We start from the raw sequence: 16,682 nt of genomic DNA, 5'->3' as shown, positions 1-16,682 counted from the left end.
GTCCGGCTCGGGCGCTGCTGGCGGGCCGTCCGGCTGTCCCCAGGCCGTCCGGGATCAACCAGCAACACCGGACGTCCACCATCGCCCAAAGGCGAAAGGTGCAGGTCGGGGCCGTCCGGTGGGTGATCTCCGCCGGCCCCGGATTTTCATTCGTCAGTACTACTGGTCCTGACGATCATCAGGCCCTGTTCGGCGGCCGAATGCGGCGCGGTACGGGGCCAGGAATTCGGTCAAGGCGGCGAGCATTTCCTGCGGGGCTTCTTCGGCCGGGTAGTGCCCGCAGTCGGGCAGGACGACGCTCGTGACGTCTTCGGCGGCCGGGGCCAGGGTTCCGCCGACCAGTTCGCCGACGGAGCGAGCGCCGGCGATGGTCAGCACGGGCATGGTCAGCTTCCGCGCCTTGCGCCGGGCGTTCTGCTCGATCGTCGTGTCGATCGCGCGGTAGAACTCGAAGCTGGCGCGCAGTGCGTCGCGATCGGTGGCCAGGGCCTCGATGTAGAGGTTGACGGCGTGCTCCGGCAGCTGCCGGGCCGCTTTGGTCGCGAACTGATGCCCGAAGAACAGCCGTTCCCGGCCCGCGACGAGCTGCTCGTTCAGCGAGCCGAGCCGGTTGAACCCGAAGTGCCAGAGCCGGTCGACGGCTTCCTGCGGGGCGAACAGTGGTGGGGAAGGTGCCAGGCCGGGGATCACGGCCTCGGCGAGCGCCAGGCGTTCCATCCGCTCCGGGTGGTCGGCGGCCAGCGCGTAGCCGGTCCACATGCCGACGTCGTGGCCGACCATCGCGAAGCGATCGTGGCCCAGGGCGCTCATCAGCCCCACCATGTCGGCGGCGAGGGTGCCGGTGTCGTAGCCGTCGACCGGTTTGCCGGACAGTCCCACGCCGCGGGGGTCGGGGGCGACGACCGAGAAGTCCCGCGCCAGCGCCGGCATCAGCTCGCGCCATGCGTACCAGGTCTGCGGCCAGCCGGCGAGCAGCAACAACGGCGGCCCGTCACCGCCGATCACGGCGTGCAGGCGCAGGTCGCCGACCTGCACCCAGCGGCTGCGGAACGTCTCGGCGAAGCCGGCGGGCAGCCCGGGGGCGCCGCGCGCGGAGCCGCGGCCTGCGGGTTCGGCTTCTCGATGCGTCAAGGCAGGTTCTCCCATGCTTCGACCGTAGGCCATCTTGGAACGATCGGTCCATGATTCTTGTACCGTTCGTTCCAAGAAGTACGTAGGCTCACATCGAGCCGGTGGAGCGGGAGGAGAGGAATGTCGGGCCGCAAGCAGTTCGACGTCGACGAAGCCCTGGACAAGGCCATGGCGGTGTTCTGGCAGCGGGGATACGCCGACGCCTCGCTCGACATGCTCGGCGCGGCCACCGGCCTGGGCCGGGGATCCCTCTACGGCGCGTTCGGCGGCAAGGACGAGCTGTTCCGCCGGGCGTTGGACCGGTATTCCGCGATGTACGGTGCCCGCTACGAGGACGCGCTCACCGCGCATCCGGGCAATCCCGTCCGCGCCGTCGAAGCGTTCTTCGACGTCATCCTGGCCAGGATCGACGACCCCGCCGTGCCGGAAGGCTGCCTCGTCGCCCAATCGGCCGCTCAGTCGGCGGTCCTGACGTCCGACAGCGCCGCGCACGTCCGCCGCCTGCTCGACCTCCAGCACGCGCGCGTCCGAGCCGCGCTCGACGATCCGCACGCCGATCCGGCGACGCTCGACGACCTCGCCACCTACATCGTCGCCATCAACCAATCCCTCGCGGTGCTCAGCCGCGCCGGCACATCGGATCGAGAGCTGCGGACCGTGGTGCGCTTCGCCTGCGAGACCGTCGCGAGCCGGCTCGGACCAACCGACTGACACGTGCCAGCGTGGCACCTGAGCGGCGAGCGGATTTCACGGAAGTTCCTGGAAATACGGCACCCGGGGTGCAGGCTCAATGCGCGGGTTGAACCTGCACCCCGGGGTTCGTGCGCCGCCGTGATCTTCGGGATGCGGCGCGGTTTGAAATTCGCTCAGTCGGTCCAGACCCACATGAGGATCGGGTCGTCGATACCGGCCTCGATGACGCAGTCGGTCCAGCGCCCCTGGGCCTTCCCGGCGTCGCACGCCGCCTGCGCCGCTTCGTACGACGGGTAAACGCCTGCCGGGTACGGGCCGCCGGAGGCCATGGCAGGGGAGCTGAGAGCGAAGAGTCCGGCGATGGCCGCCGCTCCGACCGCGATCTTGCGAAGCATGATGATTCCTCCGTGGTAATCGGAATGTCGTTGCGGATCCGCTTTCGCAGGGAAAAGCTATCCAGCCGCCGAACCCCCGCCCAAGAATCCGGAGCGGAAACTGCCCGAAGAGGATGTCCGATTTTCCCGGAGACGCCCGCGAATTCGTGAACGCCGGGAATCTGCTGCGTTCAGCCCGGCGACACCCGTGAGTACTTCGTGTCGCTATAGCAGCACAAAACACACACGGGTCCTGGCCAGCGGATCGCGCGCCGCGGTGCAGAATCCGCGAGTTCTGGGCCGGTCGCGCTGCGTGCCCGGATAACGTGGTGCCGTGTCGCGGCAGGAGCATTCCGATCTTCCCCCGGTCCACGAGGCGTGGCTACCGCGGGAACACCCGTTGCACCGGCCCCGGCACGGCAGGCGCCAGCTGGCCGCGCTGGTGTGCGCGGTGCTGTTCTTCACCGCGCCGGTGGTGACCTGGATCTTCGGCGCGCGCGCCGAGCAGCTGGAGAACCGCCCGCTGGCGGCTTTCCCCAGCATCACCGAGGGCTGGGGGTTCTTCACCGGGCTGAACGCGTGGGCCACCGACAACCTGCCGTTCCGCAAGGACGCCGTGCAGTCGGTCGACGCGCTCAGCCGCGGCGTGTTCGGCGAGCCCGCTCGGCTGGCCGACGGCTCGCACACCTCGCCGATCGGCGCCGGGCAGGTGGACGCGAAGCCGCCGATAAACGAGAACGTGTTCCCCGCCGTCATCGAGGGCAAGAACGGCTGGCTGTACCTCGGCCACGACGTGTCGTACCGGTGCGTGCCGAAGCGGACCATGGATCAGGTGATCGCCGGGCTGCGCCGCTGGCGTGCCGTGGTGGAGGCGTCGGGCCGGAAGTTCCAGCTGGTCATCGCCCCGGACAAGTCCACCGTGTACCCGGAGAACATGCCGGACGGCTACGCCGGGAAGGACTGCTCGACGCAGGTCCGCGACGAGTTCTGGCGCCGGGTGCCTGCCGCGACCGGCGCGGTGGACCTGCGCGCCCAGCTGCGCGAGGTCGCGGCGCGCAACCAGCGGCCGATCTACCACGACATCGACACGCACTGGACCCACGAGGGCGGCATCGCCATGACCTACCAGCTCGCGGAGCGGCTGCAGCCGGGCGTGACGAGCAGCTGGAAGGTCCTGCCGTCCCGGCAGTACGAGCACAGCGCCGACATCCCGGACCTGCTCGGGCAGGACCGGACCGTGCCGATCCAGGCGTACTCGCTGGCGCCCGACGGCGGGCCGGAGGACAACACGCAGTTCAAGCCCAGCGACTTCCACCAGCCGCTGCACCTGGAGTCGCCGGCGTTGTCGGGCATGATCACGCAGCCGGTGCGGATGGTCGGCGACTCGTTCACCCAGTTCGCGAGCCCGTACCTGGCGGCGACGTTCGGCAACATCACCGTCACGCACCCGGACAACGTCGCGGTGGACCCGGTGGCCGCGGGCCAGCTGCTCGCCGAAGGCGAGGTGGTCACCTTCGAACTCTCGGAGCGCTTCGTCGCGGGAGGCCGCTACCCGATGCTCGACACGGAGGTGGCCGACCAGGTCGGCGCGATCCTCGCGGCCCACCCCATCCGCTGACCCGCTCCGGGCGGGCGGTGCGGGGCACCCGGGGTCGTGGGTGCCCCGCACCTCGGTGGATCAGCGCTGGATCGGGATCGTTCGTCTGGATGCGACGAACTCCGGGCGCGGGCTGCTCGCCGCGAACGGGTTCGCCAGGGCGTTCTCCACGCTGTTGAACACCACGAAGATGTTCGAGCGCGGGAACGGCGTGATGTTGTTCCCCGATCCGTGCATGCAGTTCGAGTCGAACCACAGCGCCGATCCCGCCTGGCCGGTGAACTGGTCGATGCCGTGCTCGTAGGCCAGCTTCGTGATGTCGTCCTCGGTCGGCACCCCGATGCGCTGTTGCTTCAGCGACGACTTGTAGTTGTCGTCCGGCGTTTCGCCCACGCAGGACACGAACGTCCGGTGCGAGCCCGGCATGATCATCAGCCCGCCGTTGAACGGGTAGTTGTCGGTAAGCGCGATCGAGATGCTCACCGCGCGCATCGCGGGCATGCCGTCCTCGGCGTGCCAGGTCTCGAAATCGGAGTGCCAGTAGAAGCCGGTGCCCCGGTAGCCGGGCATGTAGTTGATCCGGCTCTGGTGCACGTACACGTCCGAGCCGAGGATCTGCCTGGCCCGGTCCAGCACCCGCGGGTCCCGCACCAGCTCGGCGATCAGCTCGCTCATCCGGTGCACCTCGAAGATCGATCGGACCTCGTCGGAGCTGCGCTCCACGATGGTCCGCTCGTCGGCCCGCACCGCCGGGTCCCTGGTGAGCCGTTCCAGCTCCTGCCAGTAGGTCTGCACCTCGGCCGGCGACAGTAAGCCCTCGACGACGTGGAAGCCCTTGGCCTCGTGGGCCGCGAGTTCTTCCGCGGTCGCCGGGCCCGGCGTCACGCCGGGCCAGACGGTGGGGTCGGCACGCCGGATCTGCGCCGGCTCGGCGCCCACCCGGGTCGGATAGCGATCCTGGGTGCTCAGATCAGCGACGGTCATGGTTTGCGCCTCCTTCGCGAATTCCCGCCGGAGCGGCAGGTGCCGGGTGGCACCGCCGCCATTTCTCGGTTCCTCGGTTAGAAGCGGCGCACGAATGCGCCCGCCTTCCCCACGTCACCGCGTGGGAGACCCGTCAACGCACGTGGCGGGCAACCGTTTCCGGTTACCCGCCACGGGCGGTTCACAAGCTCGAACGGCGAGTTCAGCCGGCGACCGGCGTCTCGTCGTCCTCCACGACCAGCGGGTACACGCCGTTCTCGTCGTGCACCTCGCGCCCGGTCACCGGCGGGTTGAACACGCACACCGTGCGCATGGTCGTCCGCGGCCGGACCTGGTGCTTGTCGTGGTTGTTCAGCAGGTACAGCGAACCCGGCTTGAGCTGGTGCACCTCGCCGGTCGCCTTGTCCTCGATCTCGCCCTCACCTTCGGTGATGAAGACCGCCTCGATGTGGTTGGCGTACCAGAAGTCGTTCACCGTGCCGGCGTAGAGGGTGGTCTCGTGCACCGAGAAGCCGACCTTCTCCTTGGCCAGGACGATGCGCTTGCTGCGCCAGTTCTCCGTCTTGATGTCGGCGTCGGTGTCGTCGATTTCCGACAGGTGCCGGACGATCACATTTCCTCCAGTGGATCTTCGTGGCCTTGTTCTTCAAGCGGCGCAGCCGCTTAGCCCACCCTCGCAGCTCGCACCGCCGCGGGTTCTCAGACGTCTTCTCGCGAGGACAGCCCCGACGTGGTGAATTGGCATTCATGAGTCGGGGATCCCACAGCGAGAAGGCGTCTGAGGTTCCGCTACCTGCACCGCTACGCAAGGTGAGCCTGGAATTTAGTTTTGGATCAGGCCAGCACAGACTGGACCGAGTCGCGGATGATCTGAAGACCCTGCTCCAGTTCGTCATCCGAAACGGTCAACGGCGGCATGATCTTGATGACCTCGCTGCTCGGGCCCGAGGTCTCCATCAGCAGCTTGCGGTCGAAGGCCGCCTTGGAGACCTTGCCCGCCACATTGGTGTCCTCGAAGCCGAGCCCACGCGCCAGCCCGCGGCCCTTGGCCACCGCGCCGCCGTGCTTGGCGGCGAGCTCTTCGAGCACCTCGCCGACCCGCTCGCCCTTGGCGATGGTGGACTTCTCCAGCGTGTCGTCGGCCCAGTACTGCTTCAGGGCCTCGGTGGCGGTGACGAACGCCGGGTTGTTGCCGCGGAACGTGCCGTTGTGCTCGCCCGGCTCCCAGACGTCGTGCTCCGGCTTGATGAGCGTCAGCGCCAGCGGCATCCCGTAGCCGCCGATGGACTTGGACAGGCAGACGATGTCCGGCTGGATGCCGGCCTCTTCGAAGCTGAAGAACGGCCCGGTGCGGCCGCAGCCCATCTGCACGTCGTCGACGATCATCAGAATGCCGTGCTTCTGGCAGAGCTCGTAGAGCCCGCGCAGCCAGGCCGGCCGGGACGAGTTGATGCCGCCTTCGCCCTGCAGCGTCTCGACGATCACCGCGGCGGGCTCGTTGAGGCCGCTGCCGCTGTCTTCCAGCATCTTCTCGAAGTACAGGAAGTCCGGGACCTGGCCGTCGAAGTAGTCGTCGTAGGGCATCGGCGTGGCGTGCACCAGCGGGATGCCCGCGCCGCCGCGCTTCATCGAGTTGCCGGTCACCGACAGCGAGCCCAGCGTCATGCCGTGGAAGGCGTTGGTGAAGCTGATGATCGATTCGCGGCCGGTGATCTTGCGGACCAGCTTCAGCGCCGACTCCACCGAGTTGGTGCCGGTCGGGCCGGGGAACTGGACCTTGTAGTTCAGGCCGCGCGGCTTGAGCACGTTGTCCCGGAAGGTTTCCAGGAACGCGCGTTTGGCCACAGTGGACTGGTCGAGGCCGTGGGTGACGCCGTCGCGCTCGATGTACTCGATGAGTTTTCGTTTCAGCAGCGGGTTGTTGTGCCCGTAGTTGAGCGCGCCGGCACCGGCGAAGAAGTCCAGGTACGCGGTGCCGTCTTCGTCGTAGAGGTAGCTGCCGCCGGCGCGGTCGAAGACCGTCGGCCAGGTGCGGCTGTAGCTGCGTACTTCCGATTCCAGGGTTGCGAAGATGTCGTTCACGATCCTCCGTTCGGCCGGGCAGCGCGTTCCGCGCGCGCCCAGCACCTCAAGAACAAGATTTCGCGCCAGGACGGCGGTGGCCGTCAGGATCCGGCAGCGACCGCCGGAACGGGCTCGAACGGCCCGATGCGGTACAGGTCCTCCCCCAAGTGCGCATCCGGGAACAGGTCGGCGGTGAACAGCTCGCTGCGCTCCAGGTTCGCCGCGCGTTTGCGCGCCAGCGCCGTGAACAGGTTGATCGAGGCAGCGTTGTCAGCCGTGATCGTCGTCTCCAGGTACCGCACACCGCGCGGCAGCACGCGCTCCACCAGGTGGCCGAGGAGTCGACCCGCCACGCCACCACCGCGCTGGGATGCATCGACGGCGATCTGCCACACGACGAGCGTGTCGGGGGCGTCCGGCCGGATGTATCCGGTCACGAATCCCACGACCGCACCGTCGGTGCGTGCCACCGCGGAGGTGTGCGCGAAGTCCCGGCACCACAACAAATATGTGTAGGACGAGTTCACATCGAGCACCGCCGAATCACGGGTGATCCGGTAGAGCTCAGGGCCGTCCGCGACGACCGGAGTGTCGATCTCCAACCGCCCGGCTGAACCGCTTCCGCCATTCCGTTTGTCGATGTTATGGCTCGGTTTGTCGCCGGTCATGCTTTGCCAACTTAACAGAACATCCGTAACGCGTCAGGCTCCCGACGCGATAACTATCCATCTACCAGGCGAGACACGATTTTACACGTGAGAAGCACTACACAAACGTTGCTTTGCGCTTCGGCGCGATGCTACCGATCGGCTTCCGGATTGCTAGATCAATCATTCAATGCGGCTGTGACCTGCGAAAACACAGTATTCCGCTGCCCTGTCGGGATGCATCAAGAAGAAGTTCTCCGATAGTTGGAAAAACTGCTCGGATCGAGTGAACATCAATGCGCAGACGGTCCGCCCGGGGCTGGCACGCCCCGGACGGACCGTCGTACGCTCGGCGGACCTACACGCCCGCGATGGACTGGATCCAGTCGCGGTACTCGGTGATGTTGGTGTAGGCGGTGTTGGACTGGCGGTCGCTGGTCGAAGCCACGCCCACCTGCACGTTCCCGGAGAACATCGGGCCGCCGGAGTCGCCGCCGGCCGGGATGCCGTCGCCGCGGGTGGCGCACACCGCGGTGCCGCCGCGGTAGTCGCTGCACGCGATGTCGGTCACGTTCACGTCGGCGACCTTGAGGATCTGCGACTGGCACTCGATCTCGGGCCGGTCGGTGCAGGTCGCGCCCCAGCCGTAGGTCTGCACGGTCTGGCCGACCTGGACGTCGCCGACCGAGCCCAGCGGGGCGTACTCGGTCTGCACCGCGTGGTCGATGTTCACCAGCGCCAGGTCGGCGGAGTCGTGGATGTGGACTCCGCCGGGCTTGGCGTTGGCCTGCTCGCCCTGCGTCTGGTCGACGTTGCCGATGTTGAAGCTCAGGGAGCCTCCACCCGCGACGCAGTGCTGGGCGGTGAGCACCCACTCCGGGGCGATGATGGTGGCGCTGCAGTTCTCCTGGCCGTCGGCGAACAGCCGCGCCGCCCAGGGTGCGCTGTCCACCTCCCGGCCGTCGATGATCTTGGTCGAGACGTCCGGCGGCGGGGTCTCCGCTTGGGCCGGTGCGGCGAAGGCCGCCACGGCCAGTGCGGCTCCGGCGAGTCCGGCGAGGTTTCGGGCGAGCGACACGCTGATCTCCTTCGGTTCACGAGGGCACAGCTGGTTCGAACCGAAAGGAGACTCTTCACTCGTTCGAGTGAAGATGTCCATCGCTTGGGCACAAATCGCCAATTACTGGCGAAAGATCGAAATTGATCAAGATGCCGGGAGGTCGGCGAAGTCGAACTATGATGTCGAATTCCCGTATTTCACGGATCGGCGAAACGCGATTGAGATCAACTCTTTTCGGCCGGGGGAGCCGAGCCGGAACGAGCTCTCGCCGCCCTCGGTGCGGGCGTTGCCGAACCGCGCATGATCGTATTCGGGCAGCGGGCTGGCGAGTTGAAATGATTGTCCACGCAACCGGAATGTTCGCAGGTCGGAAAGGTCCTATTAGGACATCTACGCTGCCCGGGTGATCAGAAACGTTGCACGGGCGGCGGTCGCCGTCGTGATCGCGGCGGCTTGGACGGCTGCGGGAATCGGTGCCGTCGCCCAGGTTCTCGGTGCCGAGAGCACCCTCGTGCAACTCGACATCCGCGACGTCCCGACCGCGGGCATCGCCGGATTCAACGGTCGGCTGGGGCACGTCGAAGCCTCGCCCGGCGACACCCTGGATTCGTGGGACCAGAGCGATCCGGACGGTGCGCGCAGCCGCGTCGGCGGCTGGAACGGCACTCCGGTCCCGCCGGGCACGGCCACCGCCCAGACCGCGGACGCCACCGGATCCCGGTCGGCGGAGGCCGCCTGGAGCGGCTTCGGCGTCAAGCTCGTCGAGGGCGGCCCGAACGTGCTCAGCTTCGGCGCCGTGCACACCTGGGCGCGCTGCACCCAGGCGCCGCTCACGCCGGGCCAGGAGGCGTATGCGGCCAGCGACTCGAACACGATCTACCTGTTCGACAACCCGTCCCGGCCGGTGGGCGCGGGAACGTCCACGGTGACGACGTCCGGGAGCGAGCTCGGCCTGCCGGGGATCGGCGAAGTGACGTTGACGATCACGGTTTCGCACATCCAGGAGACGGGCGACGGAACCGCGTACGCGGCCCTCGAAGTCTCGGTCGACGCGGTCATGCGGGACACGTCGGGCAACGTGGTGCACGACGGCAGCCTGCTGGACGTGACGGTGGGCGAGGTCCGGGTTTCCTGCGAGGAAGGCGAAACCACGCCGCCGACCGAGCCGACGCCGCCGACGGAACCGACGGAACCGACGCCGCCGACGGAACCGACCGTGCCGACCGTGCCAACGGAGCCGACCACGCCTCCGACCTGCCCGACGGAATCGACGACTGTTCCGACGGAACCCGCCTTGCCGACCTTGCCCACCGAGCCGACCTGCCCGCCGGTTCCGCCGTGCCCGGAGCCGCCGTGCCACCCGGGGCCGGACTGCCCGGTGCCGCCGGGCGGCACCTGCCCGCCTGGGCCTGGGCCTGGGCCGACGGATGGCGTCACGCCGCCGGGCGGCTGGCACCCGGGGCCGGGCGGCGGCGATGACGGCGGATCGACGTCGAACCCGCACCACCTGGCGACCACCGGATCGCCGGCCGGCCCGCTGAGCATCGCCGGCGCGGCCCTCGTGCTGGCCGGGATCCTGTTGCTCGTGGTGCTGCGCAAGCGGCAGGCCTGACAGCAGCGTCAAATATCGAACTGGTCGTGGTGGCGGTCCTCGATTTCGGGGCCGCCACCGCGCTTTGTGCGGGGCATGTCGCGGCGGGACGTTCGGTCGTTGGCGAGGACGACCGCGACCCACGGCAGCGCGCCGGTGACGACCACGATGCCTAGCGCGAGCAGCCAGAAGTGCGCCAGCAGCCCGGCGGCGGTGAAGCCCACCAGGTGCACCACCATCAGCACGGCGTAGACCCGCTTGCGATGCCGCTGCTCCTCGTCGAAGGACGGCGCCGCATCGGTGATCAGCACGGCCTCGTCGTGCCGCCGTCGCCGCATGGCCACCTCCCTTCCGGAGTCGGCCAAATCCCGGCTCGTCCAGCGTGACGCAATTCGACGGTCAGGTCACTGGTTCCGGCGGCGCAATTCGAGGTATTCGCGGAGCACGAGCACGATGATCGCCACGTCCAGCGCCGCGAACAGCGGCAGCACCACCGACTTCGTCTGCACCGCCCGCAGCACCTCGAAGACGACGAACAGGCCCAGCGCCGCCATCGCCACGGGGTACAACGGCATGATCTTGAGCATCAGGCCGATCACCAGGCCGATCTTGATGACGCCGTGGGCGATCAGGTAGGTGATCACGAACGTCCGGTTGCCGCCGGCGAAGTGCTGCAGGGCCTCCTCGAAGTGCCCGGCCAGCGGCCCGGCCGGCGGGCCCAGCAGGTCCCGCGTGACGACGGCGTGAGCGAGCCGCGTGATGGTGTTGGGGGACAAGAAGATCAGCAGCACCCCGGCGATCAGCTGCACGGCGCCGTCCAGGCCCTTGAGCAGCACGGCGACGCGGAAGAGCTTGTCGGTCAACGTGGTTCGGGTGCCCATGGCGCCATCATGCGGCCCCGGGCCGGGCCCGGCGATCTCGCGCGACTTTCGGTCAAATTGGTAAATACCACTTTTCCTGCAATCTTGTTTCCGGTCGCGAAATTTGTCATAAAAGTTCTTGATGGCGATCGGATGAACACCGGACCAATTGCGGAATTGGTCCTGTCGCGAAGGGATTCGGGAATGAGCGGTCGGACGAAACGTCTGCTGAGAACCGGGCTGGTGGCGGCGTTCGTCGCCGCGCTGTCGATCCCGCAGGTCGCGGCAGGGACCGAGGCGCAGCCGGTGGCGAACGCCGCGAACCCGGCTCCCGCGGCGGCCGAGACGTGCCCGGTGAAGTCGAAGCCCGAGGGCAAGGTGCTGCACGGCTACTGGGAGAACTGGGACGGCGCGGCCAACGGCGTGCACCCGCCGTTCGGCTGGACGCCGATCACCGACCCGGCCATCCGCGAGCACGGCTACAACGTGATCAACGCGGCGTTCCCGGTCATCCGCTCGGACGGCACCGTCTTGTGGGAAGACGGGATGGACAGCACGGTGAAGGTGGCCACGCCCGCCGAGATGTGCCAGGCCAAGGCGGACGGGCTGACGATCCTGATGTCGATCGGCGGCGCCGCCGCGGGCATCGACCTGTCGTCCAGCGCCGTCGCCGACCGGTTCGTCGAGACGGTGGTCCCGATCCTGCAGAAGTACAACTTCGACGGCATCGACATCGACATCGAGACCGGCCTCAGCGGCAGCGGCAACATCAACGAGCTCTCGCCGTCGCAGGCCAACCTGATCCGCATCATCGACGGCGTGCTCGCCAAGATGCCCGCCAACTTCGGCCTGACGATGGCGCCGGAGACCGCGTACGTCACAGGCGGCAGCGTGACCTACGGATCGATCTGGGGCGCGTACCTGCCGATCGTGAAGAAGTACGCGGACAACGGCCGGCTCTGGTGGCTGAACATGCAGTACTACAACGGCAGCATGTACGGCTGCTCCGGCGATTCGTACCAGGCGGGCACGGTCGAGGGCTTCGTGGTGCAGACGGACTGCCTGAACAACGGCCTGGTGATCCAGGGCACCACGATCAAGGTGCCCTACGACAAGCAGGTTCCCGGCCTGCCCTCCCAGCCGGGCGCGGGCGGCGGCTACATGTCGCCGAACCTGGTGGCCCAGGCGTGGAACAACTACAACGGCGGCCTGAAGGGCCTGATGACCTGGTCGCTCAACTGGGACGGCTCGAAGTCCTGGACCTTCGGCAACAACGTCAAGTCCCTGCAGGGCCGCTGACGGCTGGGCTCGGGCGGGGCGCCGGTTTCGCGCGAAACCGTCATCTGGCACGCGTGGGAATGGCGTTTTCGCGCGAAACCGCCGCTGCGGGACCTGGACGCAGGTCCTACCCGGGTGGCCGGTCGGCGCGGGCCCTGCGCCGACCGGCCGTCCGCTCGATGCCTCGGGGTCGGGGGAGGCGGCATCGGGCGGAGTCTCGGTCACGCCGTTCGGCGATGGGGATTCGCCTTGTGGCGCAACCAGGTCCGGAGATGGGCGGCCACGTCAGCCTCGTCCGCCCAGTCGTGACCTATGTGGACGGTGTCGATCAGGTGGGCGTCGTCGGGGGAGCTGCCGATGTCGCCGCGGTGGACGGTTAAGTAGCCCGCGCCGCGTCCCCAGCGGATGGTGTAGGCATCGGTGGGCGAGAGCCGTTCGACGCGCCAAGCCATCGGCAGGAACCGATTCGGCTTGGTGCGCTTAACCCGGACCACGCGCGGTGGCTTGGAATTCGCGGCCATGGCTACACCGCCACCCGGAACAGGCCCGGATCGCGCAGCGCGTGCCTGCCGTAGCAATCCGTTGACACCTGGTCGTTTTCGACGCGCGCGATGAGGCGCTCGACGGTCAGCGCGCCGTCGCCGGAGCCGGAGTGCTGACCGGTCGGCTCCCGTCCGTGCAGTCGGCACAACGCGATGACCAGCGCGGCGAGCCCGGGCACGTATCCCGCGAAGAACCACAACAGCCAGGTCATCCCAGTCCTCCGTTCCGAAGCAGGTCATCGCCGGGAAGCCACAGCGACCGCGACCGAGCCAAGCTCCCGCGCCGGGCGAGCCGTGCGGCGGCAGCTCAAGCAGTGCGCGGACCACTTCTTCCACCGTGCCGTTCCGGCACCAGAGGGATGGCGGGGCGACGCCGGATTCGATGTCCTCAACGCGAAATCTGGCTGCGCTGGCGATGTGGGGCGCTTCTGTCAGGTACACGTCGATGACGCCACTGGATATGCGAATCCCTTGCAGGGCAAGAAGGTTGTCGATCGCGGGCAGGTAGCGAAACCGGAAACCCGCTCGCATGCTCGCCTCGATCGCTGCTATCGCCGCGCGATGTGCCGGGTCGAGATCGCCCGCAGCAGCGCGCCATTTGAGGTGATCCATCCCCGCACCCTTCTTCGCGATCTCGTTGGTCCTCACTTGTTTACAAGCGCCTCAATTCTTTCGTCAATGAAACTCGAAACTTTCGCGTTGACGTTCCCTAGATTGAGTGACAAGCTGCGATCTTGGCGCGCCGCGCCGGACCGGATCGGTAGAAGGAGAGACGTGGCGACAAACGACCCGCAGGTGGTGCTGATCCAGCTGGGAATCATGCTGCGGAGGTTGCGGAACGCGGCTGACCTGCCCGCCAGCGCTGCGGCGAACCGCCTCGACTGTTCCATAGCGAAGATCTCGAAGATGGAGAACGGCAAGCAGCGCATCCTGCCGAGCGAGGTGAGTTCGCTGCTGGAGCTCTACGGCGCCGACGACTCCCAAACGGCAGAAGCGCTTCGGCTCGCCACGGTGCCGAAGCCGCGCCGTCGCGGAACATACCGAGACTCGGTTCCCGATTGGTTCAGGCGCTTCATCGTGCTGGAGTCAGAAGCAGCCGAGCTGCTGATTTACGAGTTCGAGGTCATCGCAGGGTTGCTCCAGACGAAGAACTACGCTCGCGCTCTTCTGGAAGCGGGTAATCCGCTGGCTTCGCATCGAGACATCGACCAGCAGGTCGAGATGAGGATGAACCGGAAGTCCGTGCTGACCAAGGACGATGCTCCGCTGGTAGACGTCGTCCTGCATGAGGCGGCTCTGCATCGCGTGATCGGTGGCGATGATGTGATGAGGGAGCAGCTCGAGCATCTTCGGGAGCTTGCCGATCTGCCGAACGTTCGGCTGCACGTTATGCCGTTCCGGCCAGCTCCAACGCCGACCAAAGATGAAGCGTTCGTTGCGAGAGCGGCCTTCGTCCTGCTCAAGCTGGAAGCCACGGGTGCTGTCGTCTATGTCGAAGACGTCGTCTCGGCGAACTACCCGGAAGAAGCGAACGTCATCAAGGAGTACGCCGCCGCATTCCAACGGCTGCGCAACGCTTCTTTGTCCGTGGACGAGTCGAGCAAGCTCATCGGTAAGGTTGCGTCCCAGTACACCTGAATGAATGAGTTTGAAAGGCTGCCGCCATGACTAGCGATGACCTGCGGCACCTCCCGTGGCACAAGTCGAGTTACAGCGGGAACAGCGGGAACTGCGTCGAGGTGGCCGGCCACCCGGACGGGACGCGCTACGTCCGCGACACCAAGGACCGCGAGCGTGGGGTTCTCGCCTTCGGCGCGGCCCAGTGGGCGGCGTTCGTCGTCGCGTCCAAGGCTGGCGAGCTCGACCGCTGACCTCGGCAAGGTCAAGGCTGGTGGGTTTCGCAGGTAGGTGGCCGTGAGTGGTTTGGGGCGCTATGGCACCCCAAAGCACTCACGGGACATCAGCTGCCGAAACTTCAGCTCCGGCCGTTCGAGCGAATGCGCCCCGCTCGGCCGATGCCGGGCGGGGCGTTTTTGTGCTGCAATCGACAGATCGTCTGATTTCGTCAAAAGCGCTGGTCAGGTACCTTTGGAGCCGCTGAGGGGACTCGAACCCCTGACCGTCCGCTTACAAGGCGGGCGCTCTACCAACTGAGCTACAGCGGCATGCACTTCCGTCGTGCGGGGACATCGTAAGCGTCGATCCGCCCGGGGTGGAAAGCGGCCGCGCGACCGCTTCCGGACGGTGACTTCCGGCGAAGTAGACGACTGGCCGCAGATCAGTGATGGACGCCACAGATTGTGGGTGCAACGGTCGGCTTATGACAGGCGATGCCCGAGGGGAAGATCAGGCACGGCGGCCCGTTCGCAAGGCGGCCCGGCAGGAAGGAAGACCAGCAGTGGGAATCACGCAGCGCGCCCGCGGTGTGCTGCGACGGCGCGACCCCGAACTGACCATGCCGCCGGGGGCACGCAACGTCGTTTACGGGCCGGCACTGCCCGACGAATCCACCGTCCACCTCGTCCTCGACCTCGGGCTGCGCATCGGCGAGGTGCAGATGGCCAGCGGCGCCGGCGCCTCGGACGTGACCGCGACGGTCATCGCCGTGGTCAGCGCCTACGGTCTGCCGCACACCGAGGTCGACGTCATCTACACGTCGATCACGGTGTCCACCTACCGGGGCACCGACCTGCCGCCGATCACATCGCTGCGGGTGGTCCGCAACCGCTCCCTCGACTACACGCGCCTCGCCGACGTCGAAGATTTGCTGCGGCGGATCACCGCCAACGAGCTGACCGCCTCCGAGGCCTACGCCGAGCTGGATCGGATCACCACCGCGCCGCACCCGTTCCCGCGCTGGGTCGCCACGCTGTCCTGGGCGGGCATGGCCGCTTCGCTGGCCGTGCTGCTCGGCGGCGGCACCACCCCGATGTTGCCGCTGGTGGCCGCCGCCTCGACCGCGCTGGTGGACCGCGTCGGGCGGCTGCTGAACAAGCGCTCGCTGCCGTTCTTCTTCCAGCAGGCCGTCGGCGGGGCGATCGCCACCGGCGTCGCGCTGGGCTGCTACGCCACCGGCCTGCTCGACAACGCCGCGTTGGCGATCGCGGCCAGCATCATCGTGTTGCTGTCCGGGATGACCGTGGTCGGCTCCATGCAGGACGCGATCACCGGCTACAACGTCACCGCCGCGGGCCGGATCGCCGAGCTGGCCCTGATGTCCGCCGGGCTGATCGCCGGCGTCGTGCTTTCGCTGTACATCGGCGTGCGCATAGGCGGCGATACCGTCGGCAGCCTGGATGCGCAGAGCCTCGGGCGCGCCGAGGTGCTAGCACCGGCCCTGCACCTGCCCGTGCAGATGCTCGCCGGTGCGTCCACGTCGGCATGCTTCGCGCTCGCCAGCTACGCGCCGCCGCGGCCGCTGCTCGCGGCCGGGATCGGCGGTGGCGTGGCCGCGGCGGTGCACTCGCTGCTGACGCTGGTCGACGTGCACACCGTGCTGGCAGGGGCCGTCGCGACCACCGTGGTCGGCTTCATCGGCGGGATCATCGCGCGGCGGCTGCGGATTCCCGCGCTGGTGATCGCCGTTTCCGGCGTCGCGCCGCTGCTGCCCGGCTTCGCGACCTACCGCGGGCTGTACGAGCTGTCCGTGCTGGGCAGCCCGGCCGGCGTCGCCACGCTGATGCTCGCCGTCGCCACCGGGCTCGCGCTCGGCGCAGGCGTGGTGCTCGGCGAATATCTCGCGCAGCCGGTTCGCACCCGGCTCGGTAGGTTGGAACGCCGGTTCGCCGGGCCGCGGATGTCCGGCCCGCTGCGTCCCGCCAAGCGCCGGCTCGACTGATCGGTTGCGGGTCTTCCGGCGGC

At 67.8% G+C, this 16,682-nt stretch carries 19 protein-coding genes and 1 tRNA gene; 8 read left to right on the top strand and 12 right to left on the bottom strand.

The genetic code is table 11. The annotated features are described in order from the left end of the window. Window positions 1-159: 159 nt before the first annotated feature. Window positions 160-1,146 (bottom strand): alpha/beta hydrolase, encoded by a 987-nt coding sequence (locus tag AB0I53_RS05580; protein WP_358596960.1) that lies wholly within the window; start codon window positions 1,144-1,146, stop codon window positions 160-162. Window positions 1,147-1,251: 105 nt separating this feature from the next. Between AB0I53_RS05580 and AB0I53_RS05575 the strand changes: the two genes are divergently transcribed. Continuing rightward, entirely contained in the window at window positions 1,252-1,842 is a 591-nt protein-coding gene (locus AB0I53_RS05575; protein WP_358596957.1) for a TetR/AcrR family transcriptional regulator, read from the top strand. Window positions 1,843-1,997: 155 nt separating this feature from the next. Here AB0I53_RS05575 and AB0I53_RS05570 read toward each other — a convergent pair whose 3' ends face one another. Further along, complete coding sequence (locus AB0I53_RS05570; protein ID WP_358596954.1) at window positions 1,998-2,219, bottom strand: hypothetical protein; 222 nt, start codon at window positions 2,217-2,219, stop codon at window positions 1,998-2,000. A 313-nt stretch (window positions 2,220-2,532) separates the two neighbouring features. Here AB0I53_RS05570 and AB0I53_RS05565 point away from each other — a divergent pair, with 313 nt between their 5' ends. After that, window positions 2,533-3,816 (top strand): hypothetical protein, encoded by a 1,284-nt coding sequence (locus AB0I53_RS05565; protein WP_358596951.1) that lies wholly within the window; start codon window positions 2,533-2,535, stop codon window positions 3,814-3,816. 60 nt (window positions 3,817-3,876) lie between these two features. Here the strand turns inward: AB0I53_RS05565 and thpD are convergent, their stop codons facing one another. From thpD to AB0I53_RS05540, 5 genes are all read right to left on the bottom strand, one after another. Further along, window positions 3,877-4,779 (bottom strand): ectoine hydroxylase, encoded by a 903-nt coding sequence (thpD, locus tag AB0I53_RS05560; protein ID WP_358596948.1) that lies wholly within the window; start codon window positions 4,777-4,779, stop codon window positions 3,877-3,879. Window positions 4,780-4,981: 202 nt separating this feature from the next. Continuing rightward, the gene (locus AB0I53_RS05555; protein ID WP_132484580.1) at window positions 4,982-5,392 is read right to left on the bottom strand and encodes an ectoine synthase; all 411 of its coding nucleotides are present in this window, start codon (window positions 5,390-5,392) and stop codon (window positions 4,982-4,984) included. Window positions 5,393-5,613: 221 nt separating this feature from the next. Beyond that, entirely contained in the window at window positions 5,614-6,861 is a 1,248-nt protein-coding gene (gene ectB, locus AB0I53_RS05550) for a diaminobutyrate--2-oxoglutarate transaminase (protein WP_358596945.1), read from the bottom strand. 83 nt (window positions 6,862-6,944) lie between these two features. Beyond that, complete coding sequence (ectA, locus tag AB0I53_RS05545) at window positions 6,945-7,445, bottom strand: diaminobutyrate acetyltransferase (RefSeq protein WP_358596942.1); 501 nt, start codon at window positions 7,443-7,445, stop codon at window positions 6,945-6,947. A 403-nt stretch (window positions 7,446-7,848) separates the two neighbouring features. Beyond that, window positions 7,849-8,568, bottom strand: coding sequence for a trypsin-like serine protease (locus AB0I53_RS05540; RefSeq protein WP_358596939.1), 720 nt, complete (start codon window positions 8,566-8,568; stop codon window positions 7,849-7,851). Window positions 8,569-8,635: 67 nt separating this feature from the next. Here AB0I53_RS05540 and AB0I53_RS05535 point away from each other — a divergent pair, with 67 nt between their 5' ends. Continuing rightward, window positions 8,636-8,854, top strand: a complete 219-nt coding sequence (locus tag AB0I53_RS05535; RefSeq protein ID WP_358596936.1) for a hypothetical protein — start codon at window positions 8,636-8,638, stop codon at window positions 8,852-8,854. A 99-nt stretch (window positions 8,855-8,953) separates the two neighbouring features. Then, window positions 8,954-10,162, top strand: coding sequence for a hypothetical protein (locus AB0I53_RS05530; RefSeq protein ID WP_358596933.1), 1,209 nt, complete (start codon window positions 8,954-8,956; stop codon window positions 10,160-10,162). 8 nt (window positions 10,163-10,170) lie between these two features. Here AB0I53_RS05530 and AB0I53_RS05525 read toward each other — a convergent pair whose 3' ends face one another. Together AB0I53_RS05525 and AB0I53_RS05520 are read right to left on the bottom strand one after the other, a co-directional pair. After that, window positions 10,171-10,479 (bottom strand): DUF3099 domain-containing protein, encoded by a 309-nt coding sequence (locus AB0I53_RS05525; protein ID WP_358596930.1) that lies wholly within the window; start codon window positions 10,477-10,479, stop codon window positions 10,171-10,173. A 66-nt stretch (window positions 10,480-10,545) separates the two neighbouring features. Further along, window positions 10,546-11,022, bottom strand: a complete 477-nt coding sequence (locus tag AB0I53_RS05520) for a DUF2127 domain-containing protein (RefSeq protein ID WP_358596927.1) — start codon at window positions 11,020-11,022, stop codon at window positions 10,546-10,548. A gap of 183 nt (window positions 11,023-11,205) precedes the next feature. On the opposite strand from AB0I53_RS05520, the gene AB0I53_RS05515 reads away from it, so the two are divergent. Continuing rightward, on the top strand, window positions 11,206-12,300 hold the full coding sequence (locus AB0I53_RS05515) for a chitinase (protein ID WP_358596924.1): 1,095 nt from the start codon (window positions 11,206-11,208) through the stop codon (window positions 12,298-12,300). 200 nt (window positions 12,301-12,500) lie between these two features. On the opposite strand, the gene AB0I53_RS05510 is transcribed toward AB0I53_RS05515, so the two are convergent. Together AB0I53_RS05510 and AB0I53_RS05505 are read right to left on the bottom strand one after the other, a co-directional pair. Then, on the bottom strand, window positions 12,501-12,800 hold the full coding sequence (locus AB0I53_RS05510) for a hypothetical protein (RefSeq protein WP_358596921.1): 300 nt from the start codon (window positions 12,798-12,800) through the stop codon (window positions 12,501-12,503). 2 nt (window positions 12,801-12,802) lie between these two features. Next, window positions 12,803-13,033 (bottom strand): hypothetical protein, encoded by a 231-nt coding sequence (locus AB0I53_RS05505; RefSeq protein WP_358596918.1) that lies wholly within the window; start codon window positions 13,031-13,033, stop codon window positions 12,803-12,805. Between the two features lie 82 nt (window positions 13,034-13,115). Between AB0I53_RS05505 and AB0I53_RS05500 the strand changes: the two genes are divergently transcribed. Next, a complete protein-coding gene (locus AB0I53_RS05500) occupies window positions 13,116-14,459 on the top strand; it encodes a helix-turn-helix transcriptional regulator (protein ID WP_358596915.1) in 1,344 nt (447 codons plus the stop codon). Window positions 14,460-14,485: 26 nt separating this feature from the next. Further along, window positions 14,486-14,692, top strand: a complete 207-nt coding sequence (locus AB0I53_RS05495; protein ID WP_358596912.1) for a DUF397 domain-containing protein — start codon at window positions 14,486-14,488, stop codon at window positions 14,690-14,692. Between the two features lie 218 nt (window positions 14,693-14,910). Here AB0I53_RS05495 and AB0I53_RS05490 read toward each other — a convergent pair. Continuing rightward, window positions 14,911-14,986 (bottom strand) — tRNA-Thr (locus tag AB0I53_RS05490). A 233-nt stretch (window positions 14,987-15,219) separates the two neighbouring features. Between AB0I53_RS05490 and AB0I53_RS05485 the strand changes: the two genes are divergently transcribed. Beyond that, entirely contained in the window at window positions 15,220-16,659 is a 1,440-nt protein-coding gene (locus tag AB0I53_RS05485; protein WP_358596909.1) for a threonine/serine exporter family protein, read from the top strand. Window positions 16,660-16,682 lie beyond the last annotated feature (23 nt).

Source organism: Saccharopolyspora sp. NPDC050389 (genome assembly GCF_040655595.1).
GTDB lineage: Bacteria > Actinomycetota > Actinomycetes > Mycobacteriales > Pseudonocardiaceae > Saccharopolyspora.
The sequence above is the reverse complement of the archived record's forward strand: the minus strand, read 5'-3'. Positions and strand labels throughout refer to the sequence as shown.

Coding starts and splice junctions, on each gene's coding strand:
- AB0I53_RS05580 (WP_358596960.1), bottom strand. CDS start 1,146: ATGGGAGAACCTGCCTTGACGCATCGAGAAGCCGAACCCGCAGGCCGC.
- AB0I53_RS05575 (WP_358596957.1), top strand. CDS start 1,252: ATGTCGGGCCGCAAGCAGTTCGACGTCGACGAAGCCCTGGACAAGGCC.
- AB0I53_RS05570 (WP_358596954.1), bottom strand. CDS start 2,219: ATGCTTCGCAAGATCGCGGTCGGAGCGGCGGCCATCGCCGGACTCTTC.
- thpD (WP_358596948.1), bottom strand. CDS start 4,779: ATGACCGTCGCTGATCTGAGCACCCAGGATCGCTATCCGACCCGGGTG.
- AB0I53_RS05525 (WP_358596930.1), bottom strand. CDS start 10,479: ATGCGGCGACGGCGGCACGACGAGGCCGTGCTGATCACCGATGCGGCG.
- AB0I53_RS05520 (WP_358596927.1), bottom strand. CDS start 11,022: ATGGGCACCCGAACCACGTTGACCGACAAGCTCTTCCGCGTCGCCGTG.
- AB0I53_RS05515 (WP_358596924.1), top strand. CDS start 11,206: ATGAGCGGTCGGACGAAACGTCTGCTGAGAACCGGGCTGGTGGCGGCG.
- AB0I53_RS05510 (WP_358596921.1), bottom strand. CDS start 12,800: ATGGCCGCGAATTCCAAGCCACCGCGCGTGGTCCGGGTTAAGCGCACC.
- AB0I53_RS05505 (WP_358596918.1), bottom strand. CDS start 13,033: ATGACCTGGCTGTTGTGGTTCTTCGCGGGATACGTGCCCGGGCTCGCC.
- AB0I53_RS05495 (WP_358596912.1), top strand. CDS start 14,486: ATGACTAGCGATGACCTGCGGCACCTCCCGTGGCACAAGTCGAGTTAC.